25 protein-coding genes are annotated in these 25,464 nt (G+C 68.5%); 13 read left to right on the top strand and 12 right to left on the bottom strand.

Translation table 11 applies throughout. The annotated features are described in order from the left end of the window. The first annotated feature begins 7 nt into the window (after positions 1 to 7). Positions 8 to 844 carry a hypothetical protein gene (locus FN976_RS01025; protein ID WP_145890095.1) on the top strand — a complete coding sequence of 279 codons (837 nt, stop codon included), beginning with the start codon at positions 8 to 10 and terminating at the stop codon, positions 842 to 844. A gap of 61 nt (positions 845 to 905) precedes the next feature. Continuing rightward, complete coding sequence (locus FN976_RS01020; RefSeq protein ID WP_145890093.1) at positions 906 to 2,264, top strand: alpha/beta hydrolase; 1,359 nt, start codon at positions 906 to 908, stop codon at positions 2,262 to 2,264. 236 nt (positions 2,265 to 2,500) lie between these two features. Here FN976_RS01020 and FN976_RS01015 read toward each other — a convergent pair whose 3' ends face one another. Then, entirely contained in the window at positions 2,501 to 2,917 is a 417-nt protein-coding gene (locus FN976_RS01015; RefSeq protein ID WP_255440026.1) for a hypothetical protein, read from the bottom strand. 149 nt (positions 2,918 to 3,066) lie between these two features. On the opposite strand from FN976_RS01015, the gene FN976_RS01010 reads away from it, so the two are divergent. Next, a complete protein-coding gene (locus tag FN976_RS01010) occupies positions 3,067 to 3,393 on the top strand; it encodes a DUF2200 domain-containing protein (RefSeq protein WP_255440025.1) in 327 nt (108 codons plus the stop codon). A 15-nt stretch (positions 3,394 to 3,408) separates the two neighbouring features. Here FN976_RS01010 and FN976_RS01005 read toward each other — a convergent pair whose 3' ends face one another. From FN976_RS01005 to FN976_RS00975, 7 genes are all read right to left on the bottom strand, one after another. Further along, positions 3,409 to 4,116 (bottom strand): HAD-IA family hydrolase, encoded by a 708-nt coding sequence (locus FN976_RS01005; RefSeq protein WP_145890089.1) that lies wholly within the window; start codon positions 4,114 to 4,116, stop codon positions 3,409 to 3,411. Continuing rightward, positions 4,113 to 5,621 carry an NAD-dependent succinate-semialdehyde dehydrogenase gene (locus FN976_RS01000; protein ID WP_255440024.1) on the bottom strand — a complete coding sequence of 503 codons (1,509 nt, stop codon included), beginning with the start codon at positions 5,619 to 5,621 and terminating at the stop codon, positions 4,113 to 4,115. The genes FN976_RS01005 and FN976_RS01000 overlap by 4 nt, the downstream gene beginning before the upstream one ends. Further along, positions 5,618 to 6,733: an aromatic ring-hydroxylating dioxygenase subunit alpha gene (locus FN976_RS00995; RefSeq protein WP_145890087.1), complete on the bottom strand. Its 1,116-nt coding sequence runs from the start codon at positions 6,731 to 6,733 to the stop codon at positions 5,618 to 5,620. The genes FN976_RS01000 and FN976_RS00995 overlap by 4 nt, the downstream gene beginning before the upstream one ends. A gap of 27 nt (positions 6,734 to 6,760) precedes the next feature. Beyond that, positions 6,761 to 7,561: an SDR family NAD(P)-dependent oxidoreductase gene (locus tag FN976_RS00990; protein ID WP_222432755.1), complete on the bottom strand. Its 801-nt coding sequence runs from the start codon at positions 7,559 to 7,561 to the stop codon at positions 6,761 to 6,763. Next, positions 7,562 to 9,376, bottom strand: coding sequence for a PEP-utilizing enzyme (locus tag FN976_RS00985; protein WP_145890085.1), 1,815 nt, complete (start codon positions 9,374 to 9,376; stop codon positions 7,562 to 7,564). Between the two features lie 37 nt (positions 9,377 to 9,413). Beyond that, positions 9,414 to 10,493, bottom strand: a complete 1,080-nt coding sequence (locus tag FN976_RS00980; protein WP_145890083.1) for a PEP/pyruvate-binding domain-containing protein — start codon at positions 10,491 to 10,493, stop codon at positions 9,414 to 9,416. 76 nt (positions 10,494 to 10,569) lie between these two features. After that, a complete protein-coding gene (locus tag FN976_RS00975; RefSeq protein ID WP_145890080.1) occupies positions 10,570 to 12,213 on the bottom strand; it encodes an AfsR/SARP family transcriptional regulator in 1,644 nt (547 codons plus the stop codon). Between the two features lie 199 nt (positions 12,214 to 12,412). On the opposite strand from FN976_RS00975, the gene FN976_RS00970 reads away from it, so the two are divergent. Then, a complete protein-coding gene (locus FN976_RS00970; protein ID WP_145890078.1) occupies positions 12,413 to 12,775 on the top strand; it encodes a hypothetical protein in 363 nt (120 codons plus the stop codon). A gap of 124 nt (positions 12,776 to 12,899) precedes the next feature. Here the strand turns inward: FN976_RS00970 and FN976_RS00965 are convergent, their stop codons facing one another. Further along, positions 12,900 to 13,202 carry a hypothetical protein gene (locus FN976_RS00965; RefSeq protein ID WP_145890076.1) on the bottom strand — a complete coding sequence of 101 codons (303 nt, stop codon included), beginning with the start codon at positions 13,200 to 13,202 and terminating at the stop codon, positions 12,900 to 12,902. 159 nt (positions 13,203 to 13,361) lie between these two features. Then, complete coding sequence (locus tag FN976_RS00960; protein ID WP_145890074.1) at positions 13,362 to 14,564, bottom strand: multidrug effflux MFS transporter; 1,203 nt, start codon at positions 14,562 to 14,564, stop codon at positions 13,362 to 13,364. Between the two features lie 81 nt (positions 14,565 to 14,645). On the opposite strand from FN976_RS00960, the gene FN976_RS00955 reads away from it, so the two are divergent. The 3 genes from FN976_RS00955 (at position 14,646) to FN976_RS00945 (ending at position 17,360) form a co-directional block, all read left to right on the top strand. Next, positions 14,646 to 15,233: a TetR/AcrR family transcriptional regulator gene (locus tag FN976_RS00955; protein WP_145890071.1), complete on the top strand. Its 588-nt coding sequence runs from the start codon at positions 14,646 to 14,648 to the stop codon at positions 15,231 to 15,233. A 73-nt stretch (positions 15,234 to 15,306) separates the two neighbouring features. Beyond that, positions 15,307 to 16,008 (top strand): SDR family oxidoreductase, encoded by a 702-nt coding sequence (locus FN976_RS00950; RefSeq protein ID WP_145890069.1) that lies wholly within the window; start codon positions 15,307 to 15,309, stop codon positions 16,006 to 16,008. Next, entirely contained in the window at positions 16,005 to 17,360 is a 1,356-nt protein-coding gene (locus FN976_RS00945; RefSeq protein WP_145890067.1) for an MATE family efflux transporter, read from the top strand. Before FN976_RS00950 ends, FN976_RS00945 begins: the two co-directional genes overlap by 4 nt. Here the strand turns inward: FN976_RS00945 and FN976_RS00940 are convergent, their stop codons facing one another. Further along, entirely contained in the window at positions 17,361 to 17,651 is a 291-nt protein-coding gene (locus FN976_RS00940) for a helix-turn-helix domain-containing protein (protein WP_145890065.1), read from the bottom strand. An 84-nt stretch (positions 17,652 to 17,735) separates the two neighbouring features. On the opposite strand from FN976_RS00940, the gene FN976_RS00935 reads away from it, so the two are divergent. Then, complete coding sequence (locus FN976_RS00935; RefSeq protein ID WP_145890063.1) at positions 17,736 to 18,452, top strand: RNA pseudouridine synthase; 717 nt, start codon at positions 17,736 to 17,738, stop codon at positions 18,450 to 18,452. On the opposite strand, the gene FN976_RS00930 is transcribed toward FN976_RS00935, so the two are convergent. Next, positions 18,430 to 19,233, bottom strand: coding sequence for a L,D-transpeptidase (locus FN976_RS00930; protein ID WP_145890061.1), 804 nt, complete (start codon positions 19,231 to 19,233; stop codon positions 18,430 to 18,432). The two genes, FN976_RS00935 and FN976_RS00930, sit on opposite strands and share 23 nt — an antisense overlap. Positions 19,234 to 19,405: 172 nt before the next feature. Here FN976_RS00930 and FN976_RS00925 point away from each other — a divergent pair, with 172 nt between their 5' ends. The 5 genes from FN976_RS00925 to gudD all read left to right on the top strand — a co-directional run bounded on the left by FN976_RS00925 (position 19,406) and on the right by gudD (position 25,421). Next, entirely contained in the window at positions 19,406 to 20,455 is a 1,050-nt protein-coding gene (locus FN976_RS00925) for a serine hydrolase domain-containing protein (RefSeq protein ID WP_255440074.1), read from the top strand. A gap of 132 nt (positions 20,456 to 20,587) precedes the next feature. Then, positions 20,588 to 21,499 carry a 5-dehydro-4-deoxyglucarate dehydratase gene (gene kdgD / locus FN976_RS00920; protein WP_145890057.1) on the top strand — a complete coding sequence of 304 codons (912 nt, stop codon included), beginning with the start codon at positions 20,588 to 20,590 and terminating at the stop codon, positions 21,497 to 21,499. A 33-nt stretch (positions 21,500 to 21,532) separates the two neighbouring features. After that, positions 21,533 to 22,498 carry a Bug family tripartite tricarboxylate transporter substrate binding protein gene (locus tag FN976_RS00915; RefSeq protein ID WP_145890055.1) on the top strand — a complete coding sequence of 322 codons (966 nt, stop codon included), beginning with the start codon at positions 21,533 to 21,535 and terminating at the stop codon, positions 22,496 to 22,498. Positions 22,499 to 22,515: 17 nt separating this feature from the next. Beyond that, a complete protein-coding gene (gene garD / locus FN976_RS00910; RefSeq protein WP_145890053.1) occupies positions 22,516 to 24,075 on the top strand; it encodes a galactarate dehydratase in 1,560 nt (519 codons plus the stop codon). 20 nt (positions 24,076 to 24,095) lie between these two features. Continuing rightward, positions 24,096 to 25,421 carry a glucarate dehydratase gene (gene gudD / locus FN976_RS00905; RefSeq protein WP_145890051.1) on the top strand — a complete coding sequence of 442 codons (1,326 nt, stop codon included), beginning with the start codon at positions 24,096 to 24,098 and terminating at the stop codon, positions 25,419 to 25,421. Positions 25,422 to 25,464: the final 43 nt, after the last annotated feature.

The following is a 25,464-nucleotide window of genomic DNA, read 5'->3' as shown; positions in this document are numbered from 1 at the left end:
TAGCGCCATGCCTTCGGCCACCGCCTCGCGCGTCATCACCGCCAACGCGTACCGCGTGCCACCGCCTTTCCGCGCCTTCGCCGTCCGCAGCGACGAACCCGCACACGCGTTCGACGCCCGCGCGCCCTATGGCCGCGTGCACGCGGTGCGGACTGACTTTCTCGACGCGGGCTCGCTCGCGAGCCTGGCGGCCGAGGGGTATCCGCGCGTCGACGTTGAAGCTTTCGCCGACATCGACTACGCCGCCACAACCTGGGAGGAACTGGCCGCGGCGGCGCCCCTCGTGGACGATCTGGTGGGGCACATGTCGCGAGCGTTGCAGTGCACGGGCGTCCTGGGCGACGACCTCCCCGCCTACCAGACCATAGCAACCACCCGCATCGACTACCTCGCATGCCGCGGCGCGGGTTTCCACAACGACGTGCGGGGACACTGGTCGCGCTGCCTGTTCTGGCTTCTCGCGCTGGAAGTCGCCGAAGTGGATTTCGTCATGCCGCACGCCGGCGTGGAGCTGCCGCTGGCACCCGGCGACCTCCTCGTGTTCGACCAGGCAATGGCGCACGGCCTCTGTCGCCGGGGTGACTGCGGGCAGGTGCTGGAAGCATCCTTTCCCGCGGGAGATCAAGGTCGCCAGATCTTCCTGACCGGCGAACTCCTGCTGACCGATGCGCAATGGGCCGCCATCGGCGCACCCTGGCTCCCGGTCGAGGAGCATGAACGCCGGGGAGCGCTCGATTTGATGGTGGCCGAGTTCGACGAGCGCAGCGGCGCCGTCAAGCGCCCGAACGAGTTGCGCGACTGCATGAAGCGGACGACCTGCTACGTGGATGGCAACGGGGCCTGAGCGCGGCGAGGGGCAGCGCACGCTGTGGCATCCTCGATCCCTCAAGAGAGGAGTCCATCGAGTGCTTGCTTTTCGACTGGCAGCCGCTTGCGCGGCATCATTCATCACGGCGACGGCTTGGTCGCAGGCCGCCGAGGGCGTCTATCAGGGCGAGTTGGCCTGCGGCCCGCTGATCACCCAACCCACCCAGGCGGGCTGGCGAGCGCCCGTCTCCATGCGCCTGGAGCGTGCGACCCTCACCTGGACTCGCGGCGATGACACCTACGAGGAGACCGGCCGGGCGGGCTGGTCCGACGCCCAGGGCACGGCATTTCGCGTGCAGGGCACGTGGAAGGCGGCCAGCGGGCGCCAGGGCGGGTGGGCCGGGCAGGTGGCACTTCGCGCAGATGGGCAGCGGATCGCGGGAACCATGACGCAGACCTCGACCGATGGCTCGCAGCGCTTTCGCGAATGCACAGTGGCAGCGACGATCGCCGTTGCGGCATCCGCCGCCGCACCAGCGACCGCCCCGCCGGCGCCGTCAGGCCCGGTTCCGTTGCTCGCGCAGCCTGGCGCCCCCCGCTGGAAGGACGCGCCCGCCTATCACGCCCGGCATGCCGCGACGGCCCTGCGGCGCAGTACCTTCTTCATGCCGCTGTTCGGCGCGGTGTATCCCGAAAAGTTCGAGACCTTGCTGGACCAGTTGCCGCGGGGCTCGCTGCGCGGCGTGGTGATCTACAACCACGGCTGCGGCGGCCAATGGGGCTGGGAGACCACGGTGGCCCAGCACTTCTACCGCTGGGGGTTCGCGGTCATCACGCCGGACTTCCTCGGGCGCGAGGGCAACAAGTCAGGCTGCCCGGGCGCGAGCGGCGAGGAGATGCTCCGCATGGCCGGCGAGCGCTCCGCCGAAGGCACGTTCCAGGCGATCAACCCGGCCCGGCTGGCGGCGCGCGGCCAGGACATCCAGGCAGTGATCGCCTGGCTGAAGCAGCGCACGCGCCTGCCCATCATCGTCAGCGGGCACAGCGAAGGCTGCCGCGCCATCTACGCGATGCACTTCACCGACGCGCAGGTGGTGGGCGGCGCCTGCGTCAAGCAGGGCCTGCAACCGCACTACGCCCACACCTGGCGCTGGAACACCAGCTTGCCCATGTGGCAGTCCCTGGAGGAAAACGACCCGTGGGTGGTGACCGCGGGCGCGACCCACGTGTCGCAGGTGACGTTCACGCCCCGGTTCGCCGCGAATCCATCGGCGTTGACCGTCGTGATCGTTCCAGGGCGCACGCATGATCCCCTCAACCACGAGAATGAGCGCAACAGCCTCCAGAGATGGCTGGACGAGCGTGTTCAGCAGCCGCTGACCGCCGGCCAGAACGGGATGGACTACGAGAAGGCCTTGCCGGCGCTGCAGCAGCGCGTGCCCGCACCGGGGCAGTGACGGGAAAACCAGGTCATCAAAAGAAGCAGCCGGGCAAGCCCGGCTCTTCCAGCGTTTCACTCGATTCACACGCGCCACCCGTCACGTGGGTGGCGTGGCTCCATTGTTGGCGCGGCGCGCGGACAACCAGGCCATCACGACCAAGGCTTTACCGAGGTTTACCTTGGCCGCGCATCGCATGCGGTTGGCGGCTTACAGCAGCGTGCTTTAAAACACGCTTTGGCCGCGGCCGCGCGTCAGCCCACCTCGTGGCGCTGCTGCTTGCGCCGGGTATCGAGATACCAGGCCAGGAAGGGCAGCAGCACCATCGATCCGGGCACCGCCCAGATGAAGAGGTAAGGGCTGACGGAGGAAGCCGAACGCACCATCGTCTTCAGCTCCTGCTTTTCCTCCGGCGTCCAGGTGCCACCGCGGCGCTGCTTCATCAGCAGCGGCCACGCGCCCTTGATCGTCACGAGTTCGTCGCGAAACCGGCGTTGCTCCCGGCTGTTGCCGGCCAGGAAGGAGCAGAACCACACCGGCGCCCGGCGCAGTTTCACCTGGTAGTGGCTGGTGGTATTCGGGTCGAATCCACTGCCGGCGGAGGTGGACGGTGGCTCGGTTCGCCTCATGAACTTCGGGAAGCGCATGCCGCGAGCATAGGGCAAGCGCATCGCGATCTCTGCGCAAATCCGCACAAGGATCGCGATTGCAACGATTGGTCACGAACCCGGGCCAGCTCATCCACGCGGACGCCAACGCGGTCCGCCGTTCTGGCATATTCCGCTCGATGCCACACGCCACCAGGCACCGGATCTTCGGAATGGCCTTTGCGAAGGTCTACCCGCTGTACGTCCAGAAGGCCGAGCGGAAGAACCGGACGAAGGATGAAGTCGACCAGGTGATCCGCTGGCTGACGGGGTACAGCCAAGCGCAGCTGGAGCGGCAGATCGGCAAGGGCGCCGATTTCGAGACGTTCTTTGCCGAGGCACCGGCCATGCACCCGAACACGTCGTTGATCAAGGGCGTGGTCTGCGGCGTCCGGGTCGAGGAGGTGGAGGACCCGCTGATGCGGAAGATCCGCTACCTGGACAAGCTGGTCGACGAGTTGGCCAAGGGCAAGGCGATGGAGAAGGTGCTGCGACGGTAGGCTACGTCACGAAGTTCACGAGACCACACGTTCCTGCCCCGGCTGCAGCAACCGCGCATCCACTCCCAGGCGCTCGAGCACCCGGGCATACGTCTCGGCCGGCCGGGTGACGTCGAACCACTCCACCTGCATCCCCGCCTGGCGCGCGCCCTCGATGTTGCGTGGCTGGTCGTCCACCATCAGGCACTGCGCCAGCGGCACGTCCAGCGCCTCGGCCACGGCCCGGTAGGCGCGCGCATCGGGCTTCAGGATGCCCGTATAGGTGGCGTCGACGATGGTGTGCATCAGGCCCATGATCGGCAGCCTGGTGCGGAATTCGGGGCCGTTGAACAGGTCCATTTCGTTCGACAGCACGCCAACGCGGCGCCCGGCCGCGCGCACGGCCTGCACGGCCGCCATGGCTTCGGGCCGGGTCGTTGCCTCGGGCCGGTCATCCTGCCCCTGCTGCATCAGCATGCGCGCTTCGGTCCACTCCTGGCCGACCAGGCGGCCGACTTCGGCGGCGCGCCGCTGCCAGTACTCCCGCTCGCTGATGCGATCGGCCAGCATGTCGCGCCACAGGTCGTCGCCGGCCGGGTCGAAAGGGCCGCGCCAGGCGATGCTGCCGGGCTTCAGGTCGAGCTTGCGCTCGATCAGCGGCAGCCGCTCGAACGCGGTGAGGCAGATGACGCCGCCGTAGTCGAGCACCAGTGCCTGCGCGGTCGGTGTGGGAGCAGTGTTCATGGCGAGATGCGTGGCGGCGTTCCGTCGAAAGCCGGGAACTGGTGGACGAATTTGGGTTGCAGGTAGGCGTCGAGTCCCTCGACCCCGCACTCGCTGCCGTAGCCCGAATCGCCCACGCCCCCGAAGGGCGCTTCGGGCGACGACACCGAGGCATGGTTGATCGCGACCATGCCCGTGCGCAGCGCCGGCACCAGGCGCGCCTGGCGGCTGGCCGAATCGGTGTAGAGATAGGCGGCCAGCCCCATGCGCGTGCCGTTGGCCACGGCGATGGCCTCGGCCTCGGTGTCGAACGGCCGCGTGAGCACCAAAGGGCCGAACGGCTCGGTGCCCATGGCCCGCGCTTGGGTCGGCACGTCGGCCAGCAGCGTCGGCCGGTAGAAGAAGCCTTGGCCCTCGGGGCGCGTGCCGCCCACGACCAGCCGCGCGCCGTTCGCCAACGCGTCATCGACCAGCGGCTGCATCGCCGCCTGCCGCCGCGCACTGGCCAGCGGACCGAGCGTGGAGCCGGGGGCCAGGCCCGGACCCAGGCGGAGCTGCTCGCACGCGGCTGCCATCCGTTCCAGGAAGGCATCGTGCACGCTGCGCTCCACCAGGAAGCGCGTGGGTGCGGCGCAGATCTGCCCGGCGTTGCGGAACTTGGCGCCTGCCAGTTGCACGACCGCCGCGTCCAGGTTGGCATCGGCGAACACCAGAACCGGTGCGTGGCCACCAAGTTCCAGCGTCACGCGCTGCAACTGGTCCGCCGCGAGCCGGGCCAGTTCGCGCCCGACCGGCACCGAGCCCGTGAAGCTCAGCTTGCGGATGATGGGTGAGCCCAGCAAGCGGCGCGAGACCTCCTCCGGCACGCCATAGAGCAACTGCAGCGCACCGTCGGGCAAACCGCTCGCCAGGAAGCAGTCGACCATTGCAGCCACGGAGGCAGGCGTTTCCTCGGCGGCCTTCAGCACCACACTGCAGCCGGCCGCCAGCGCGCCTGCGATCTTGCGCGACGACAGCATCAACGGGAAGTTCCAGGGCGAGAACGCCGCGCACGGCCCCACGGGCTCGCGCAGCACCTGCAGGGCGCTGCCCGGCACGCGCGGCGGGATGATGCGGCCGTAGCTGCGCCGCGACTCCTCGGCGTACCACTGGATCACCTGCACGGTGCCGGCGATCTCGCTGCGTGCCTCGGCCAGCGGCTTGCCCTGCTCGCGCGTCAGCAGCGTTGCGATCTCTTCGCCGCGCTGTTGCAAGCGCCGCGCCGCGGCCAGCAGCGCCTCGCCCCGCTTGAAAGCCGGTACCTGGCGCCAGGCCGCGAAGCCGCTTTCGGCGGCGGCCAGCGCTTCGTCGATGTCGGCGCCGTTCGCCAGGCCCAGTTCGCCGATCGGCTGGCCGCAGGAAGGATCGAACACGGTGTGCCGCCGCTCGTGCCGCCCCGCGCGCCAACGGCCAGCGATATGCAGCAGCGGCACCGCGTAGGGCGCAGGCAGGGGTTCGGTGGCGCCCACCTCCGCGCGCGCGTTCACTTGGCCGGCACCAGCGCGATGCGGCGTGAAGCCGCTGCGGCTGGCGTCGCCTGCGCCGCCGACTGGACGGCGCGGTCCTCCTCGTCCAGCTGGCGCTGGATCAGCCGCCTGGCCTGCACCAGCGCCCCGTCGTGGCCGATGCCCACGGTCTGGAACGGCCGGCCTTTCAGCAGCGCCTGCTGCTGCGCTTCGATGATGGTCTTGTCCTCCTTGAAGGCGCGCAGCACGCCGTCGAACACCACATCGATCACCTCCGAGGTCTCCAGGCCGAAGTTGGCGGCGTGCGAGAACCAGTAGTGGGTGGTGCTCGCCGTCTCGGGCGTCTGCACCGAGCAATGGCGGTACTGCATGGCTTCGGGCACCAGGTGGCCTTCGTGGGCGCCGGTGCCGGCCGGTGCCGAGCCGGTGTAGAGACTCAGGAACGAGGGGGCGTACCAGTCGTAGATCTGCCAGCGGTCGGCCGGGCCGTCGAAGGTCGCGATGCTGCGGCGGTTCGCCTGGATCTGGTCGTTGTGGTAGCGGCGCGTGACGCGCAACCCGCCTTCGATCGGTTCGACCTGGGCGCGCGTGGTGGCGTTGCTGGGCGTGCCGATCGTGTTGCTGTGCACGTAGGTCAGGTGCGAGAAGTCCAGCAGGTTGTCGACGATCAGGGTGTACGGCGCCTGGTAGTGCAGGTACTCGCGCTTCTTGCGCCAGGCCGGGTCGGTGTGCCACCAGAAGCGGATGATCTTGCTTTCGTCGGCGAGCGCAGGATCGCCCATCCAGATCCACAACAGTTCATCCTTCGCCACGACGGGGTAGGTGCGCACGCAGGCGCTCGCCGGGATGTGGTCCTGCCCCGGGATCTCGACGCAGCGCCCCTCCGGGTTGAACATCAGCCCGTGATAGAGGCAACGCACGCAGTCGCCTTCCCTGCGGCCCAGGTGCAGCGGCGCGCCGCGATGGCAGCAGCGGTTCTCCAGCGCCACCACCCGGCCGCCGGAGGCACGGTAGAACAACACGGATTCATTCAGGAGCGTGCGCTCGAACAGGCCTTCGGCCGGCACTTCGTCTTCCCACCCAGCGACGTACCAGCAGTTGCGCAGGAAGCGGTCGACTTGCGTCTCGATCATGGAAACCTTCTCCGGTGGTGTCTTCGTTCAGATGAATTGCTTGCCGCCGTCGACCACCAGGGTCTGCCCGGTCATGAAGGCGGCCAGGGGCGATGCCAGGTAGAGCGCGGCGCCGACGATGTCGTCGGCGTTCGCCGCGCGGCGGATCGCGCCGCGCGTGGCGCCGTAGCCGGCGGCGTCGGGCAGCAGGCCCAGGCTGGCCCCGGTCAAGGTGATGCCGGGCGCCAGCGCGTTGACGGTGATGCCGTGCGGCCCCAACTCGTTCGCCATCGACCGAGTGAGGCCGATCACGCCGGCCTTGCTGGCGATGTAGTGGGCCCAGAGCGGCGTTCCACTCAATACGGTGGCCGAGGCGACGTTCACGATGGACCCGCCGGCCTGCAGCATCCAAGGCCGCACGGCACGTGCCATCAGGAAGGGGCCCTTGAGGTTGACCGCCATCACGCGGTCCCACTCATCGATGTCCAATTCGTGGAAACCGGCGCGGGTCAGCGTCGCATAGATGGCTGCGTTGTTGACCAGCACGTCGATGCGGCTGCGCTCCGGTGCGAGATCGGCGGCCTGCCGCGCCAGCGCGTCGCAGGAGGCCTGCTGTGTGACGTCGACCGCCAATCCGCTGATGCGCTGCTCGCGAAACTCTCTGGCCAGGTCTTGCGCCGCCTCGCGCACGGCGTCCGCCGCAATGTCGGCCAACACCACATCGGCACCCGCCGCCGCGAAGGCGCCGGCAAACGCCCGGCCCAGCCCGCCGGCCGCGCCGGTGACCAGCACCGTGCGGCCGCGGAAATCGATCTGGGTGGCGGGCTTGGCGTCGCGCATCGTCTGCATTCAGGCTTCGGCCAGCACTTCGACCGTGCCCGTGTTGCCATCCACCCGCAGGCGCTGGCCGGTCTTGATCACGCTGCTGGCGTTGCCGGTGCCGGTGACGGCGGGCAGCCCGTACTCGCGACAGACGATGGAGGCGTGGCTCATCATGCCGCCGATGTCCGTGACCGTGGCAGCGATCTTGCCGAACACCGGGGCCCAGCTCGGCGCGGTGACGGGTGCCACCAGGATCTCGCCAGGCTGCACTTCGCTCAGTTGGTCCGCGCTGCGGATCACGCGAGCCAGCCCTTCGACCAGGCCCGGCGAGGCGGCCATGCCCTTCAACTTGTTCTCGCCGCTGCCGCGGCCCAGCCAGGCACCGATGCTTTCGCTGGTGATGCCCCACAGCATGATGGTGAACGGCTCCGTGATCACTTCGGGCGGCGTGTTCAGCGCCGGCTTGGGTGGCTGCGTCGCCAGTGCCGCCATCGTCTTCTTGCGCGCGGCGATCAGCGGGTCGAGGTGCTTGCGGCCGATCGGCTTGGCACCGACGCCCCAGGACATGCAGTGGTCGGCCAGCACGTCGCGCACTTCGTTGCGGCCCAGGTAGAACATGTCGTTCGCATCGGTCCAGAAGCCGGCCTGTTGCAACAGCACCGACAGTTCGCGCATCTTGCGCCAGAACACGCCCATGGACCAATGCTCGATGTAGAAGTTGTGGTCCTCCACGTACGGGAACACGGTGCGCGCCAGGCCCAGCTTGCCTTCGAAGGTGGCCAGCGCCTCGCCATCGAGCAGCTCACGCACCTCCTGGGTGACACGCTCGCGTTCGGCCTGCAGGGCGGCCACCGGACGCTCGATGTTCTCCCCCTTCTGGATGCGCACGATGTAGTCGGCGACGTAGCCCAGCGGGATGTCGAGGTGCTCGCACCAGTACTTGTCGTCGGCGTAGAAGCCGTTGCCCGAAGTGAAGTTGAACCACGGGTCCTGCGCGCCCTTCCAGGCAGCCAGCCAGCGCTCGCCACCCGGGCGCGCGGCCACGCGGGCCAGCGTCGCCGCGACGTCGGCCGGGTTGGCGAACGCGTTGGCCAGGTCGAGCTCCACCGCCAGGTGCGCCAGCTTCTTCAGCTCGTCGTCGGGCCGGAACAGGTCGACGTTGACGCCCTGGACCATCTTGGCGATCAGCAGGTCGGAGATCGAAGGGAAGTTCTGCTTGCAGAACATGAAGAAGTCGAGATACGCCGCGTAACCCAGGTTGAGGAATTCGAAGTGGTAGTTCCAGGTGCGGTAGCACAGCGAGATGGCCTTGTCGTACGCGTCGAGCAGCGGCACGGTGTTGTCGATGCCGGCCCCGGACTCGATCCATTCCATCGGCACCATCTCGGGCAGCGGATCGAAGCGCACCGCCTCCATTTCGCCGATGCAGGCCAGCACCTTCTTGCGCCAGTTCTCGATCAGGCGGTCCCAGTTGCCGAAGTAGTAGCCGGCGCGCTGCATGAAGAGTTCCACGCGCTTCGGGATGTCCTCGGGCGGCGCCGCCACCGGGCTCAGGTAGCAGTAGCCGTTGTGGAAGCGCGCCTCCACGCCGTTGGCCGGCGGCACCATGTAGTGCCGCGTGTTGTACTGCCCCAGGGCCTTGACCGCGAACTCCACCGTGAGCGACTCGAACGGGCGGAAGGGCTGCGGCCAGTGCTGCGAATCGCAGAACCAGAACTTGCCCTCCTCCTCCGCGCGCAGGTCGTCGCGGAAGGTCATGTAGTAGGGGTACATGCTGCGCCAGTCTTCGGCGCCGGCGGGCGCGGGCAGCTCGTACGGGCTGGGGAATTTGGCCTGGGTCATGGTCGTCTCCTGGGTGTCTGGTGCGTGGGAAGGGCGTTCAGGCCTGGATGCGGACGGGCGTCAGCAGGTTGGCGACCAGGCCGCTCAGGCCGGCGGATGCGTGGGCCACCCCGGGCTTGCGCTGCGACCAGACGGTCTCGGGCCGGCACTGCAGCAACATGAGGCGGCCACAAGGCTGCCCTGGGGTGTCCTCGAAGGCCCATTCGATGTCCTGCGGCCCGCCGAACTGCTTCTCCAGCTGGCGCGCCATGGAGGCGACGGCCTGGATCTGTTGATCGTCCAGGCAGGGAGCTTCGCGGCGGTCGGCCGGCACGTCGCGGTGCACGGTGCAGCGAGACGCGCGATCGGCCACCACCTCCACGGCCTTCGACGAGATCGTGCGGCTGACCACTTGGCGCAGCACCTTGTCGACGACGAAATGGTCGGGCGTGACGTCACCCGACACCACGGTTTCGCCCAGCCCCCACGAAGCGTCGATGGCGATGCGCGTGCGGTCACCGTTGAGCGGATCCAGCGTCATCGCGACCCCGGCAACGCGAGCGTCGACCATCTTCTGCACGCCCACGGCCATCTGCACGCCGGCGTGCGCGATGCCGCGGTCGGCGCGATAGCCGATGGCGCGCGCCGTGTAGAGGCTGGCCCAGCAATCGCGCACGCGCCGCAGCACGTCATCGACACCGACGACCCAGAGGTAGGTGTCCTGCTGGCCGGCGAAGCTGGCGTCTGGCAGGTCTTCGGCGGTGGCTGAACTGCGCACCGCGACCGGCAAGTCACCGTCGGCGCCTTCCATACGGCACAGGGTTTCGTAGGCGCAGGTGACCGCCGCGGCCACTTCAGCGGGCAGGGGCTCGCCGGCAAAGAGTTTCGCGATGCATTCGGCCGCGGCTTGCTGGCCCGCGACATCACCGGGCTGCAGCCCTTCGACGGCGGCGGCGATGCGTCGCGCCAATCCCCCTTGCCCCAGCATCGCGTTCCAGGCGGCGGTGGTCACCGCGAACCCCGGCGGCACCGGCGCACCGCTGCGCACCATGCGCACCAGCGACGCGCATTTGCCGCCGAGGCGGGTCTCGTCGTCCGGTGTCGCCGCGCTGAATTCGACCGTGTGGGGAGCCGTCATTGGAAGCCCTTTGGCTTGCTTCGAATGAGTCGCATCGTATGCGCCGGACTTTGGTTTTTCTGTGGTTTTGCGGCGCTCAGGCCCTCGCGCTTCTTGGGGTTTTCACGGGGGCCAGCGATTCCATCAACTCGACGTAGAGGTCCATCAGCGGCAACGCGGCGGCCTTCGCGTGGCTCGCGGCCAGCATGGTCTGGCGATACAACTGGAACTGCCGGTCGAGCGCCTCACGCCGGCCTTGCATCGCGTGCAGCCGCATCAGTTCAGAGTGCGCGAAGCTGCTCGCCGGCTCCTGCTTGAGCAGCGTGTGGCAGTGCGCCGCGGCTTGCAGCAGGTTGCCCAGCTCGCGGTGGCTGCGCGCGCAATCGGCGTGCACCTTCAGGCACAACTCGCGCAGCCACGCGCGCGTGCTCGCGCACCAGTCCGCGTCGGCGCCATCGGTCAGGCTGGCCGGCAGATCGGCGAACAGATCGCCGGTGTAGAGCTTCAACGCCGATTCGAAACAGATCAGCGCTTCGCGCAAGCGGCCGTCACGCAGCAGGTCGCCGCCCTGGCGGCACAGCTGCGGAAACTCCTCCACGTCGATCCACGAATTCGGCGGCAAGCGAAGGAAATAGCGCTGGTCGTGCCGCACCAGGTAGGGGTGCTGTCGCGGGGCGACGCGTTCCTCGCCGGCCACGGGCGGCAGCAGGCAGCGCCGCAGTTCGTTCACGGTGTGGTGCAGGCGATTCAGCGCGAGCTCGGGCGTGCTGGCATCCGGCCACAACACCTCGATCAGTTCAGCGGCCGTCGCGCCGCGGTCGGCCGCGAGCAGCAGCATCGCGAACAGGCCGCGCAGCTTGCGCGTGGAGCCGGCTTTGCCGGGGCGGTCTTCGCGGTGCCACAGGATGGGTTGGCCGTCGCTGCGGTAGGCGCGCATGTTGCCCAGGCAGCGCACCTTCCAGCGTTCGGTGGAGGACACCGGCGGCGCATCGTCGATGTCCGAAGCACCACCGCGCAGCATCTCGTGCATCTCGCCGCCGGACAACGGCGCTTCCAGCGGTTCGACGCCGCGTGGTGCATCGCTGCGATCCGGCAGCAGCGCGGGACTGAGGTGGCCGAGCCAGTGGTCCACGCGCATCTGCGCCGAGTACGCGCTGCCCGGGTTGACGCTGGCTTCCGGCGGCAACTTGTAGGGATTGATGCGGCAGCCGTCGGCCGCCAGGACGGCGGTGTGCGCGTGCAGTCCGGCGAGCAGGTCACGCTCGGGCAGGTGCCGCCGGTGGTACAGCGACAGGCAGCCCAGCACGCCGAGCTTCAGCATGCCTTCGATCATCGTGCTCCAGAGCGCGCCGTTCGCCATGGCCGAGGCGGCGCCCAGCAACCAGTCCATGTCCACCACCAGCACCGTGCGCTGGGGCACGCGGCCGTCGGCGTTCATCTTCGCGAGGACGTTGGTTTCGATGCGTGCCAGGGAGAAGGGCTTGTCCAGCAGCCCGACTTCCTTCGGCGTGAAATTCAGGCTGGGCGGTGCACGTTTGCCGCGGGCCCAGGCGGCCTCGATCGCGCTGGCATGCTGGGCCAGCACGACGGCCTGTGCGGGCCGCGCCGGCAAAGCGCGCAGCCAGGCATCCACCAGCTCATGAATGCGATCGCGCGGCTGCAGGAACACCGCGGTATCGCGCGCGGCGGCCGTCAGCTCGCTCCTGGCGGTCCGGCGGTCTGGCGGGGTCTCGCGCTGCATGGCGCAGGATTGTGCGCCACGCCTGCCTCACGTGTCAGTCCCGGCCTTGTTGGCACGATGTCCGCGCAGTGATGACCAGCGCAGCCCTACAGCCGCGCAGGACTGCCCGCACGTGTCAACGGCCACCAGGCCGCTCCCTCACGAACCCTCTTCACGATGCAATCACTGGAAGCGGAGTTTTCCGCGCAAGGAGTAGCTCATGAAGAAGTTCGCAGTGACCGCGGCCGCAGTGGCCGCTTGCACGTTCGGCGGCGTTGCGCAGGCCGACCTGATCGACGGCGTGGGGAATACCCTCTCCCGGATCTTCGGCGTCCCGTACGACCCGAGGCCCGCGGGGACCATCACGCACGTCTACACCGACGCCTACGGGCGCCAGGTCCAGGTCGACACGGCGGGCCGGCATACCGTGATCAGCCAGCCGACATACGTCGACCAATACGGCCGGGCCATCCCGCATGGCAGCGTTCCGGGCAACTACGCGCTCGCACCATCCTACGACCACGACGCCGACGGTGTCGCCAATGCGTACGACCGCTATCCCAACGACTCGCGGTATCGCTGACCCGGAGATGAAGAGCGCACCTTCGGGTGCGCATCAATGGCAGCAAACTCGTCGCAAGTGACGATTCCCCGGCCGGGCGCACGGCAAAACCATGCGGTAACCCGCGCCGGAATCCAGGTGAACGTCAGGCGGAAATCTCTTTCTTGAGTTCCACCATGGGGATGATCCCCTGGTCGCCGTCCTCATAGACCAGATGGGCGACACTGCCCATCTCGCGCCAGCAGGCCACGAAGTTCTGGCCTTGCACGGTGGCCGAGGCGGCCTTGTATTCGCCGTGCGTGCTCGGCTCGACGAGTTTCATGATCACCTGGTTCTGGCACGGCGCGTCGGCGAGACGCACCGAATCGTTGCCCTCGCGGGCCACCAGGTCTTCGGCGAACGCGGGCGCAAGGGCCAGCGCGGTACAGAGGGCGATTGCGGCTTTCATCAGAATTCTCCGTGACGACGAGCGCACTGGCAGGCGACGGTAGGAGGTCTGACTGCGCTTCGGTGAGTTCATCGTCAGCGAGGCCCACAACGCACGTTGTAGGAACCGGCGCGCGCGCATCGTCCGACAAGGGCCTCTTTGCCCAGGCGGAAAAGCCGGTCAGGCTGGCTCAGCCGGCGGGGCATGCGGTCCCCGCAGCGTGAGCCGGGTGAGCACGAAAGCAAGCATGGCGCTGCCTGCGATGCCCCACAGCATCGGCGTCGGATTGCCGTTGGCGAACGGAATGAGCAAACCCATGACCGCGATGCCGGCCGCGAAGTGCAGCGTGCCGCCCAGCGCCGACGCGGTGCCCGCGATGGTGCCGTGCGCTTCCATCGACAGGACCATCGTGGCCGGCACCACGAGGCCGAGGAAGCCGTAGCCGACGAACAGCATCCCCAGCAGCACGGCCAGGCTGTCGATGCCAGCCAGGTTCAGGGCCAGCGCCAGCACCATCACGCCCGCATACAGCGCCACCGCCACCTTGACCATGGGGGCCAGGCCGAAGCGCGTGCCCAGCTTCGCCGTGAGCTGCGAGACCCCGATGAAGGACGCCGCGTTGGCCGCGAAGGCGATCCCGTACTGGCGCGTGCTCAGGCCGTAGTGGTCGATCAGCACGAAAGAAGAATTGGCGAGGTAGGCGAAGAAGCTCGCCACGCCGAAACCGCCGATCAGCGAGAGTCCCAGGAAGTAACGGTCCTGCAACAATACCCCGTAGCCGGCCAGGGCGCTGGCGACACTGCTGCCCACGCGCTCTTCGGGCGGCCGCGTTTCCGGCAGGCTCGTGAACAGCATCACCAGCGACAAGCCAGAGGCCAGCGTCACCGCCCAGAACACCGCGCGCCAGCCGGCCACTTCGATCAGCAGGCTGCCCGCCAGCGGCGCCAGGATCGGCGACACGCTGAACACCAGCATCAGCAGCGACATCAGCCGCGCGGCCTCGTTGCCCGTGTGCAGGTCGCGCACGATCGCGCGCGGCACCACCATGCCGGCGCAGGCGCCGAGACCCTGCACGAAGCGCAGGGCGATCAAGGTGCCGATGTCCGGCGCCAGCGCACAGCCCACGCTGCCCGCGGCAAACAGCAACAGGCCGAAATACAACGGCGGCTTGCGGCCCACCATGTCGGAGACCGGGCCGTAGATCACCTGCCCGACCCCGAGCGACACGAAGAAGGCGATCAGGCTCGCCTGCACCGCGCCGGGCGAAGCACCCAGCGTCTGCCCGATGGTGGGCAGCGCCGGCAGGTACATGTCGATGGCGAACGGCCCGACGGCCGAGATGAGGCCCAGCACCAGGGCCAGGCGGAACAGCGAAGAAGGCATGGCCCGGATTCTCGCGCCCCTGCCGGGTCGAGAAAGCCCCTCCAAATATGACGGCCATCATAAAAGTCCAGAATCCGGCCCATGGACCTGCAACCGACCCGCAAGCAGCTCACCCACGATCGCATCGTCGACACCGCGGCGCGCGCCATCCGCGCCACCGGCTTCCATGGCGTCGGTGTCGCGGACATCATGAAGCAGTGCGGCTTGACCCACGGCGGCTTCTACGCGCACTTCGCGTCACGCGAGGCTCTGCTGGCCGAGGCGCTGGAACGCGCCGGCGCCGAGAGCCGTGAGCGCATGCGGGAGGCCGTGCACAGCGGCATGGCCAAAGGGTCCAGCCCGCTGCGTGCCTTCGTCGAGAATTACCTGGCGGACCGCCACCTCGAAGCACCGGAGGGCGGCTGCCCCGTGGCGGCCCTCGCCTCCGAGATGCCGCGGCAGGCGCCGGAACTGCGCGCCGCGGCCGTGGACCGGGTGAAGGCCCTGTTGGCCGGCGTCGCCTCCGTGCTGCCTCCCGGCAGCGCCAAGGAATCACCCGCCATCATCGCCAGCCAGCTCGTGGGCGCGCTGCAGCTCGCCCGCACCGTGGGTGACAACGCGCAGGGCCGCGCCCTGCTCGCCGCCTCGCGCGAGTCGCTGCTCGCGCAGTTCGAGGCGCCGGCCTCCTGAATCTTCGCCCAGCACTTCGCTGCCTTCGTTCGCACACAAAAATATGACGGCCGTCATAGATACTGGAGCCACCATGCAACTCAAGAATGCCGTCGTCCTCATCACCGGCGCCAACCGCGGCATCGGGCTCGCTTTCGCGCGCGAAGCGCTGGCCCGGGGGGCGCGCAAGGTCTACGCGGCGGCGCGCGACCCCGCCACCGTGCGGCTGGAAGGCGTCGAGGCCATCCGGCTGGATGTGACGGACGCCGACCAGGTGGCCCGGGCCGCCGCGCATTGCGGCGACGTGACCTTGCTGATCAACAACGCGGGCATCGCAGCGCCCGGTGGCTTCCTGGCGGACCCGACGCTGGAGTCCGCCCGCAGGCAGTTCGAGACGAATTTCTTCGGCCCGTTGCGCATGGCCCAGGCCTTCGCGCCGGTGCTGGCGCGCAACGGCGGTGGCGCGATCCTGAACGTGCTGTCCATCGCCAGCTGGCTCAACCGGCCACTGCTCGGCGTCTACGGCTCCACCAAGTCCGCGGCCTGGGCCCTGACCAATGGCCTGCGCCACGAACTCCGCGCGCAAGGCACGCTGGTGACTGGCCTGCACATGGGCTTCGTCGACACCGACCTCACGCGCGGCATCGACATGCCGAAGTCCACGCCCGAATCCGTGGTGCGGCAAGCCCTGGATGCTGTGGAAGCGGGCCAGGAGGAAGTGCTGGCCGACGACGTCACGCGGCAAGTGAAGGCTTCGCTCGCCAGCGCGCAGAGCGCCTACCTGGCTGCCGCGTGAGCACCGCCGCCGTCCTCTCGCCCACCCAGCGGATGCTGAGCGGGCCCGTGCTTCCCACGCTGCTGCGCCTGGCCACCCCGAACATCGTCGGCCTGTTCGCCATGACCATTATGATCGGCTACGACGGCTTCATCCTCGGCCGTCTCGGCGCCGACGCGCTGGCCGGCGTGGCGCTGGTGCTGCCGCTGTCGATGCTGATGATGCAGATGTCGGCCGGCGGTCTCGGCGGCGCGACCACCGCGGCCGTGGCGCGCGCACTCGGCGCCGGCGACAGCGAGCAGGCAAGCCGGCTCGCGCAGCATGCACTGATGATCGCGCTCGCCGCGGCGGCGTTCTTCACGGTGACGGAGGCGGTTTTTGGCCACCGCCTGTTCCAGGCGATGGGCGGCCGCGGCGGCGCCCTGGCGGACGCCACCGCGTATTCCTCGATCTTCTTCGGCGGCATCGCCGTGATCTGGCTGGCCAACGTGCTGGCGTCCATCGTGCGGGCGACCGGCAACATGCTGCTGGCGGCCCTGGCGATCCTGGGCACCGCGGCCCTGCACCTGGTGCTGTGCCCCCTGCTGGTGTTCGGCTGGGGTCCGGTGCCGGCCATGGGCGCCGGCGGCGCCGCGGCCAGCCTGGTCATCGCGAATGCCGTGGCCAGCCTGGGCATCGGCGCCTGGCTGGTGCGCCCGGCCGGGGCCGTGAACCTGATGCGCAGTTGGCGCCTCAGCGCGCCGCTGTTCCGCGCGATCCTGCGCGTGGGCCTGCCGGCCTCCCTGAACCCCGTGATCAGCAACGCGTCCATCGCCGCGTCGACGGCCTACATGGGAACCTTCGGAACCATCGCCGTCGCCGGGTATGGCGTCGCCGCCCGGCTGGAGTACATCCTGGTGCCGATCGCTTTCGGTTTTGGCAGCGCGCTCACGGCCATGGTCGCCACCAACATGGGCGCGGGCCAGGCGGAACGCGCCAAGCAGATCACCTGGGCGGGCGCCGGCATCGTCTTCGGGGTCACGGGGGTGATCGGGGTGGCGGCGGCCCTGTGGCCAGGCGCCTGGATGTCGCTGTTCACCACCGACGACGCCGTGCGCGAAGCCGGCAGCGCTTACCTGCGCGTTGTCGGCGGCTGCTACGGCTTCTTCGGGCTGGGGCTGGCGCTGTTCTTCGCGTCGCAAGGCGCGGGCCGCATGATGTGGCCGCTCGCGGCCAGCACGACGCGGCTGGTGATCGTCGCCATTGGCGGCTGGGTGTGCGTCCACGTGGCGGGAGCGTCCGCCACCGCGCTGTTCAGCGTCGTGGCGGTGAGCTTCGCCGCCTATGCGCTGACGCTCGGGCTGGCGGTGCGCTGGAGCAACTGGGGAAAGTAGTCAAGGCGCTCCAGCTGATGGCTCAGCCGGGAGGTGCCCACCTTCCGGCTCGACCGGGCGCACGGTGACGCCGTAGAGGGCCAGCATCCCCAGCACGTGCCCGATGGCGACGCCGGGCTCGCCAGACTCGATGCGCGCGATCGTCTGGACATGGACGCCCAGCCGGGCGCCCGCGGCGACCTGCCCCTCGCGGGCCTTGGTGCGTGCCAGGCGGGCGGCCGCACCCAGCGCCTTGATCTGCTGCAGCGCGCCGCCGTCGATATCCGCCGAGATCCGTTTGCCTTGGGCCATGCGCGGATTGTCGCCTGGGCGCTTTCCTCTGCCACAATCGATCGGCATTGGAGAACTCCTTGATCCATTTCACGGTCGCGCAGCGTGTCTGAAGCGGAGACCAGGCGCCTCTCCAAGGTGGTCGCGGCCCTGGTGCCGTGCTCGCGCCGCGAAGCGGAGCAGTACATCACCGAAGGGTGGGTGCGCGTCGCCGGCCAGCTCGTGGAGGAGCCGCAGCATCGTGTGGGCACGGAACTGGTCGAGGTCGACCCCAAGGCCCGGCTGCAGGCCGCGGCACCCGCGACGATGCTGGTGCACAAGCCCGCCGGAATGGGTGTGGCGGACGCCCAGGCGCTGATCGCCGTGGCGACGCATTGGGTAGGTGACGTCTCTGGCATCCGCCGCGTCAAGAGCCACGCCGTCGGGGTCGTTCCCCTGCTTGCGCTTCCGGTGCCGGCCAGCGGCCTCTGCGTCTTCAGCCAGGACGGCCGGATCATCCGCAAACTTCACGAAGATGCGAACGTGATCGAGCAGGAGCTGGTCGCGGAAGTCACCGGCACCATCGCGGCGAACGGACTCGAGCGGCTGTGCGGGGGATTGGTGTTCGAGGGTCAGGCCCTGCCGCCTGCGCGGGTGAGCTGGCAGAGCGAAGCCCGCCTGCGCTTCGCCGTCAAGGGCATCGCACCCGACATGGTCCCGTGGATGTGCACGCAGGTGGGCCTGAAGCTCAAGGCGCTCAAGCGCATCCGGATCGGGCGCGTGCCCATGGCGGGTCTGCCGCCGGGCCAGTGGCGCTACCTCACGCCGGGCGAGAAGTTCTAGCGGCGCCCGCCGTGCGTGGGACGTCGAACGAGCCGAACTGCTGCTGCGGCGTCTTCGTCTCGGGCAACACGTAGACGAACGCGCCCTGCTTCATCACCGTCGGCTTCAGGACGCTGTTGTAGAACCGCGGCGGCACATTCACGCAGCCATAGGAGATGCGGTTGTCCGTGGCTTCCGGTGTGGCCATGCGGTCCGCGCGTTGCTCCTTGGCGGACACCTTGCGCAGGCGGTGCATGGAAACGGCGGCGTTGTAGTCGATCCAGAGGATGTCTTCGCCCCGCGTGTTCCTGCCTGGGTGCACCAGGAAGCGGCCGGCCGGCGTGGTCTTCTCATCTTCCTTGATCTGCGAGAACGGCTTGTTGCCGATGCCCGGCACGCTGTGGTCACCGACGGCCTTGCCCAGCAGGATGGGCGTGCTGCTCTTGAGCTTGCCCTGTGGATCGAACACGTAGAGCTGGGCCGCCTTCTTGTCGATGAGGACGAAGGCCTTCTTCTTGTTGTTGCGCGTGTGGGAGACCCAGTTGGCCACGTGGACCACGTCGGGGGAAGCATCCGTCGCCTTGCCGAAGTCGGCGAGGGGACCGGGCGTCTGCGGCTCCTGCTTGCCGGCGGCCGCTTTCTTCACCGGCTTCTTGCCGGAGTTGGGCTTGGCTTGTGCCTTCTTGGCGGCGCTGGCCGACGTCTTCGGTTTCGAGTCGCCCTTGCCGGGCGGCTGCGCGGCGAATGCCGGCGCCAGCGACAGCGCCGCGCCGAGCAGCAGGGCATTGCGAAGCGTTGACAAGAGGGCAGTGGGTCGCATGTTGTCTCGGTGAGTTCGTCCAGACTATGGGTCTGCTCCGGCCCGAGCTGGGTGCGACGTTGGCGGCAGCATTTGTAGGAGCGTCTCGGCATCGACCGTCGCGACGTCGACCCCGCACCCGTATGGCCGCGCTAGGATGGCGGGCGTGAACCCCATGCGCCATCCCAATCGCCGCAGCGCCGTGGTCGCCATGGCCGCCGTGATTGCCGCTCGCGTCGAAGCCGCATCCGTGCCCTGGCCCACCAGAGCGTGGGCGGAAGCGCCACCCGCGTCACAGGGCATGGACGCCACGGCGTTGCAGGCCCTGTCCGAGCTGGGACGTGCCGCGCAGATGGACAGCCTGCTGGTGGCGCGCCGCGGCCACATCGTGCTCGAAACGTACTACGAGCCATTCCGCGCGGAGATGCGTCACCGGATCAACTCGGCAACGAAAGGGATCGTCGCGGCGCTGCTTGGCATGGCGCAGGCCCAGGGCCGGCTGGGTGGTAACGACACGCCGGTGCTCGATCACTTTCCGGACCGTTCCTTCGCCAACGTGAACGCGGCCAAGCGCACGATGACGCTGCAGCACCTGCTCGACATGCAGTCCGGGCTGGCTTGGCAGGAGCCGCTCAACGACCTGCCGCCGGTGAGCTTGCGCGAGATGCGTGCGAGTGGGGACTGGGTGCGGTTCGTCCTGGACCGGCCCATGGCGCTGCCGCCAGGCCAGGCCTTCAACTACAACAGCGGCAACAGCCACCTGCTGTCTGCCGTGCTGGCCCGCGCGACCGGCATGAGCACCGAGGCGTACGCGCGGCAGCAACTGTTCCAGCCACTGGGCATCACCGACGTGGAATGGCCCCAGGATCCCCAAGGGATCTCCGCCGGCGGTTTCGGCCTGGAGATGACGACACGCGACATGGCCCGCATCGGCCTGCTGGTGCAGCAGGTAGGCCGCTGGGAAGACCGGCAGCTGCTGCCCCGCGAATGGGTGGCGCAGCTGCAGGTGTCGCGGGTGCCGATGATCATTTCAGCGAACCTCGACTTCCGCTATGGCCAGCAGTGGTGGCGCTTGCCCGAGTTCAACGCCGTCATGGCGGTGGGCTTCAACCGGCAGGTCATCCTGGCGATGCCCGACCTGGAACTGGTGACCGTCACCACCGGCCGCAGTCATTGGGATTTCCGGCGCGTGCTGGGTGCCCTGCGCAGTTGCGTCAGGACTTAGTTGTACGACAACCAAGTTGCGATGCAGCATTTTTGCGCAGCTTCATACCTTCGATTTACGTCCCTGCCATTGCAGAGTTGCAGTGGCCTATCGCAAGTTGTATGATGTCTTATCTCTCATCGACAAGCACCCATGTCCCCCAATGAATTGAAGACCGCCCTGACGTCCGGGCTCCTCTCCTTTCCCCTGACCGACTTCGACGCCGACCTGAAGTTCGCGCCGCGCGGCTATGTGTCGCGCCTCGAATGGCTGATGCCCTACGGCGCCACCGTGCTGTTCGCCGCCGGTGGCACCGGCGAATTCTTTTCGCTGGCGCCGCAGGAATACGCGCAGGTGATCAAGACCGCCGCCGACACCTGCCGCGGCCGCGTGCCCATCGTCGGTGGCGCCGGTGGCGGCACCACCTTGGCGATCCAGTACGCGCAGGAAGCCGAGCGCAACGGCGCCCAGGGCGTGCTCTTGCTGCCGCACTACCTCACTGAAGCGTCCCAGGAAGGCCTGGTCGCCCACGTCGAGGCGGTGTGCAAGAGCGTGAAGATCGGGGTCATCGTCTACAACCGCGGTGCCTGCAAGCTGTCGGCCGAATCGCTGGTGAAGCTGGCCGAGCGCTGCCCCAACCTGATCGGCTTCAAGGACGGCCTGGGCGACATCGAGCGCATCGTGGCGATCCGCCAGAAGTTGGGGGACCGCTTCGTCTACATCGGCGGCATGCCCACCCACGAGGTCTATGCCCACGCGTACAAGGCGCTCGGCGTGCCGACCTATTCGTCGGCGGTCTTCAACTTCATCCCGCGCACGGCCATCGAGTTCTACAACGCTTATGCGGCGGGCGACACGGTGACCACCGGGCGGCTGCTCGACGAGTTCTTCCTGCCGTATCTCGCTATCCGCAACAAGGGCGAGGGCTACGCGGTGAGCATCGTGAAGGCCGGCGCCACCGTGGTGGGCAAGACGGCAGGGCCGGTGCGCCCGCCGATCTCGGACCTGAAGCCGCAGGAAGTGGAAGAACTGGCGGCGCTGATCCGCAAGCTCGGCCCGCAGTAGGGCAACCCCTCGCAACCCACGAAGGAGACATCCATGAAAAAAGCATTGCTCGCATTCGCTGCCGCGGCGCTCACCAGCGTCAGCGCCTTCGCCGCCTGGCCGGTCGACAAGCCCGTGACCATCGTGGTGCCGTTCCCGCCGGGCGGCTCCACGGACTCCATCGGCCGCGTGATCGCCCAGAAGCTGCCCGAGAAGCTGGGCGGCGGCAGTTTCGTGGTCGAGAACAAGGCCGGCGCGACCGGCACCATCGGCGCGGCGTTCGTCAAGCGCGCGCCCGCCGACGGCTACACGCTCTTCGTCTCGTCGCTCGGCCCGTTCGTGATCGCACCGCACCTGATCAAGGGCGTGCAGTACGACGCGCTGAAGGACTTCGACCTGATCACGGTCGCCGTGCAGGCGCCCAACGTGCTGGTGGTCCCGGTGAGCTCGCCGCACAAGAACCTGGGTGACCTGCTCGCCCAACTGAAGAAGACGCCGGGCAAGGTGAGCTTCGCCTCGGCCGGCAACGGCTCGTCCGACCACCTCTCCGCCGAACTGCTGTGGCAGCAAAGCGGCACCGATGGCCTGCACATTCCCTACAAGGGCGGCGCTCCCGCCATCAATGACCTGCTGGGCGGCCAGGTGGATGCAGGCTTCGTCAACATCAACGCCATCATCCAGCACATCAAGTCGGGCAAGGTCCGCGCGCTGGGGATCGCTTCCGAGAAGCGCAGCCCGCTGCTGCCCGACGTGCCGACCATCTCCGAGCAAGGCGTCAAGGGCGCCGAAGTGCAGTCGTGGCAAGCCGTGGCGGCTCCCAAGGGCCTGCCGGCCGACATCCGCAACAAGCTGCGCGATGCGATCGTGGCCGTCCTGAACGACGCGGACGTCAAGGACAAGCTGCTGGCCCAGGGTTTCGAAATCGTCGGCAACACGCCGGAGCAGTTCGGCCGCTACCAGGCGACGGAGTTCGCGCGCTGGAAGCAACTCATCGAGGCTCGTAAGATCACCGCAGATTGAGCATTCGAGGACCTGCCATGCCAGCCCGCCCGCGCCGCATCGCCATGCATCCCGCCGACAACGTGGCCATCGTGGCCAACGACGGTGGGCTGGATGCGGGCACCACCTTCGACGACGGCCTGGTGCTGCGGGACCGCGTGCCGCAGGGCCACAAGGTGGCGCTGGTCGACGTCCCGGCGGGGGGCGAGATCCGCCGCTACGACGTGGTCATCGGGCGGGCGCAGAAGGACATTCCCGCGGGCAGCTGGGTGCACGAGCGCCTGCTGCACATGCCGGGTGCGCGCGGCCTGGAAGACCTGCCGATGGCAACGGTCAAGGCGAAGGCCGCCGAGCCCCTGGAAGGCTACACCTTCGAGGGCTACCGCAACGCCGATGGCTCCGTCGGCACGCGCAACATCCTGGCCATCACGCAGACCGTGCAATGCGTGGCTGGCGTCACCGAATTCGCAGTGGATCGCATCAAGCGGGAGCTGCTGCCGCGCTACCCGAACGTCGACGACGTGGTGGCGCTGGAACACGGCTACGGCTGCGGCGTCGCCATCGACGCGCCGGACGCCAAGATCCCGATCCGCACCCTGCGCAACATCAGCCTGAACCCGAACTTCGGCGGCGAGGTGATGGTGGTCAGCCTGGGCTGCGAGAAGCTGCAGCCCGAGCGCCTGCTACCGCCCGGCTCCATTCCCGTGCTGGACCAGCGCGCCGAAGACGCTCCGGCGCTCGACGTGGTCTGCCTGCAGGACGATGCGCACGTCGGCTTCATGTCGATGGTGGATTCCATCCTGCGCCAGGCCGAGGTGCACCTGAAGCGCCTGGACGCGCGCCGCCGTGTGACCGTGCCCGCGAGCGAGCTGGTGGTGGGCGTGCAATGCGGCGGCAGCGATGCGTTCTCCGGCGTCACCGCCAATCCGGCTGTCGGCTTCTGCACCGACCTGCTGGTGCGCGCCGGTGCCACCGTGATGTTCTCGGAAACCACCGAAGTGCGCGACGGCGTCGCGCAGCTGACCTCGCGCGCGGCGACACCGGAGGTCGCCCAGGCGATCGTGCGCGAGATGGCCTGGTACGACGAATACCTGCAGCGCGGCAGCGTGGACCGCAGCGCCAACACCACGCCCGGCAACAAGGCCGGCGGCCTGTCCAACATCGTCGAGAAGGCGATGGGCTCGATCATCAAGTCCGGAACGTCCACCATCTCGGGGGTGCTCTCGCCCGGCGAGAAGCTGCCGCACAAGGGGCTGTTCTACGCCGCCACGCCGGCCAGCGACTTCATCTGCGGCACGCTGCAGCTGGCCGCGGGCATGAACCTGCATGTGTTCACCACCGGCCGCGGCACGCCCTACGGCCTGGCCGAAGTGCCGGTGATCAAGGTGGCCACGCGCAGCGACCTGGCGCGCCGCTGGCACGACCTGATGGACATCAACGCCGGCCGCATCGCCGACGGCGAGGCCAGCGTCGAAGACGTCGGCTGGGAGATGTTCCGCCTGATGCTCGAAGTCGCGAGCGGCCGCAAGAAGACCTGGGCCGAGCAGTGGAAGCTGCGCAACGCCCTGGTGCTGTTCAATCCTGCGCCGGTGACCTGATTCCCTTTCCTCCGAACTCCATGTCCAGCCCTGTCATCCAGAGCATGCGTGTCATTCCCGTCGCGGGCCGCGACGGCATGCTGCTCAATCTCTCCGGCGCGCACGCGCCCTTCTTCACCCGCAACATCGTCATCGTCACCGACAACGCCGGCCACACGGGCCTGGGCGAAGTGCCGGGCGGCGAGAAGATCCGCCAGACGCTGGAGGACGCGCGCCCGCTGGTCGAAGGCCAGGGGATCGGCCACCTGCAGGCGATCCTGAATGCCATGCGCACGAAGTTCGCGGACCGCGACGCCGGTGGACGCGGGCAGCAGACCTTCGACCTGCGCACCACGATCCATGCGGTGACGGCCGTCGAATCCGCTCTGCTCGACCTGCAGGGCCAGCACCTGGGTGTGCCGGTTGCGGCGCTGCTCGGCGAAGGCCAGCAACGTGACGCGGTGCAGATGCTCGGCTACCTGTTCTACGTGGGCGACCGCAAGAAGACGGATCTGCCGTACACCAGCGAGCCGGAAGCCCAGGACGACTGGTTCCGCCTGCGCCACGAGGAAGCGATGACGCCGGAAGCCATCGTGCGCCTGGCCGAAGCCGCGCAGAAGCGCTACGGCTTCCAGGACTTCAAGCTGAAGGGCGGCGTGCTGCGCGGCGACGAGGAGGTCGAGGCGGTGAAGGCGTTGCACGAGCGCTTTCCGCAGGCTCGAGTGACGCTGGATCCCAACGGCGGCTGGCTGTTGAAGGATGCGATCCGCCTGGGCGAAAAGATGCGGGGCGTCGTTGCCTACGCCGAAGACCCCTGCGGCGCCGAAGAGGGCTTCTCCGGCCGCGAGGTGATGGCGGAGTTCCGCCGTGCCACCGGACTGCCGACGGCCACCAACATGGTCGCCACCGACTGGCGACAGCTGGCGCATTCGCTCGCGCTGCAGTCGGTCGACATCCCCTTGGCCGACCCGCATTTCTGGACCATGGCCGGTTCGGTGCGCGTGGCGCAGACCTGCCGCGACTGGGGCCTCACCTGGGGTTCGCACTCCAACAATCATTTCGACATTTCGCTGGCGATGTTCACGCACGTGGGCGCCGCGGCGCCAGGCAAGGTGACGGCCATCGACACGCACTGGATCTGGCAGGACGGGCAGCGGTTGACGAAGGCGCCGCTGGAGATCCGCGGGGGCTACGTCGAAGTGCCGAAGAAGCCGGGGCTCGGGATCGAGATCGACATGGCGGAAGTGGAGAAGGCGAACGCGCTGTACCGCCAGCATGGGCTGGGCGCGCGCGATGACGCGGCGGGCATGCAGTTCCTGGTGCCGGGGTGGAAGTTCGATCCGAAGAAGCCTTGCATGGTGCGTTGAGGCAATTTGCTCCTTCCCCCTCTGGGGGAAGGCTGGGATGGGG

Source organism: Caenimonas sedimenti, assembly GCF_007833165.1.
Lineage (GTDB): Bacteria > Pseudomonadota > Gammaproteobacteria > Burkholderiales > Burkholderiaceae_C > Ramlibacter > Ramlibacter sedimenti.
The sequence above is the reverse complement of the archived record's forward strand: the minus strand, read 5'-3'. Positions and strand labels throughout refer to the sequence as shown.

What these genes read in the sequence shown, in the direction of transcription:
- FN976_RS00990 (WP_222432755.1), bottom strand. Translation starts at nt 7,561, where the DNA reads ATGCAGACGATGCGCGACGCCAAGCCCGCCACCCAGATCGATTTCCGC.
- FN976_RS01015 (WP_255440026.1), bottom strand. Translation starts at nt 2,917, where the DNA reads ATGCGCTTGCCCTATGCTCGCGGCATGCGCTTCCCGAAGTTCATGAGG.
- FN976_RS00915 (WP_145890055.1), top strand. Translation starts at nt 21,533, where the DNA reads ATGAAAAAAGCATTGCTCGCATTCGCTGCCGCGGCGCTCACCAGCGTC.
- FN976_RS00950 (WP_145890069.1), top strand. Translation starts at nt 15,307, where the DNA reads ATGCAACTCAAGAATGCCGTCGTCCTCATCACCGGCGCCAACCGCGGC.
- FN976_RS01025 (WP_145890095.1), top strand. Translation starts at nt 8, where the DNA reads ATGCCTTCGGCCACCGCCTCGCGCGTCATCACCGCCAACGCGTACCGC.
- gudD (WP_145890051.1), top strand. Translation starts at nt 24,096, where the DNA reads ATGTCCAGCCCTGTCATCCAGAGCATGCGTGTCATTCCCGTCGCGGGC.
- FN976_RS00970 (WP_145890078.1), top strand. Translation starts at nt 12,413, where the DNA reads ATGAAGAAGTTCGCAGTGACCGCGGCCGCAGTGGCCGCTTGCACGTTC.
- FN976_RS00985 (WP_145890085.1), bottom strand. Translation starts at nt 9,376, where the DNA reads ATGACCCAGGCCAAATTCCCCAGCCCGTACGAGCTGCCCGCGCCCGCC.
- FN976_RS00925 (WP_255440074.1), top strand. Translation starts at nt 19,406, where the DNA reads ATGCGCCATCCCAATCGCCGCAGCGCCGTGGTCGCCATGGCCGCCGTG.
- FN976_RS01005 (WP_145890089.1), bottom strand. Translation starts at nt 4,116, where the DNA reads ATGAACACTGCTCCCACACCGACCGCGCAGGCACTGGTGCTCGACTAC.
- FN976_RS00940 (WP_145890065.1), bottom strand. Translation starts at nt 17,651, where the DNA reads ATGGCCCAAGGCAAACGGATCTCGGCGGATATCGACGGCGGCGCGCTG.
- FN976_RS00965 (WP_145890076.1), bottom strand. Translation starts at nt 13,202, where the DNA reads ATGAAAGCCGCAATCGCCCTCTGTACCGCGCTGGCCCTTGCGCCCGCG.
- FN976_RS00980 (WP_145890083.1), bottom strand. Translation starts at nt 10,493, where the DNA reads ATGACGGCTCCCCACACGGTCGAATTCAGCGCGGCGACACCGGACGAC.
- FN976_RS00955 (WP_145890071.1), top strand. Translation starts at nt 14,646, where the DNA reads ATGGACCTGCAACCGACCCGCAAGCAGCTCACCCACGATCGCATCGTC.
- FN976_RS00975 (WP_145890080.1), bottom strand. Translation starts at nt 12,213, where the DNA reads ATGCAGCGCGAGACCCCGCCAGACCGCCGGACCGCCAGGAGCGAGCTG.
- FN976_RS01010 (WP_255440025.1), top strand. Translation starts at nt 3,067, where the DNA reads ATGGCCTTTGCGAAGGTCTACCCGCTGTACGTCCAGAAGGCCGAGCGG.
- FN976_RS00960 (WP_145890074.1), bottom strand. Translation starts at nt 14,564, where the DNA reads ATGCCTTCTTCGCTGTTCCGCCTGGCCCTGGTGCTGGGCCTCATCTCG.
- kdgD (WP_145890057.1), top strand. Translation starts at nt 20,588, where the DNA reads ATGTCCCCCAATGAATTGAAGACCGCCCTGACGTCCGGGCTCCTCTCC.
- FN976_RS00995 (WP_145890087.1), bottom strand. Translation starts at nt 6,733, where the DNA reads ATGATCGAGACGCAAGTCGACCGCTTCCTGCGCAACTGCTGGTACGTC.
- garD (WP_145890053.1), top strand. Translation starts at nt 22,516, where the DNA reads ATGCCAGCCCGCCCGCGCCGCATCGCCATGCATCCCGCCGACAACGTG.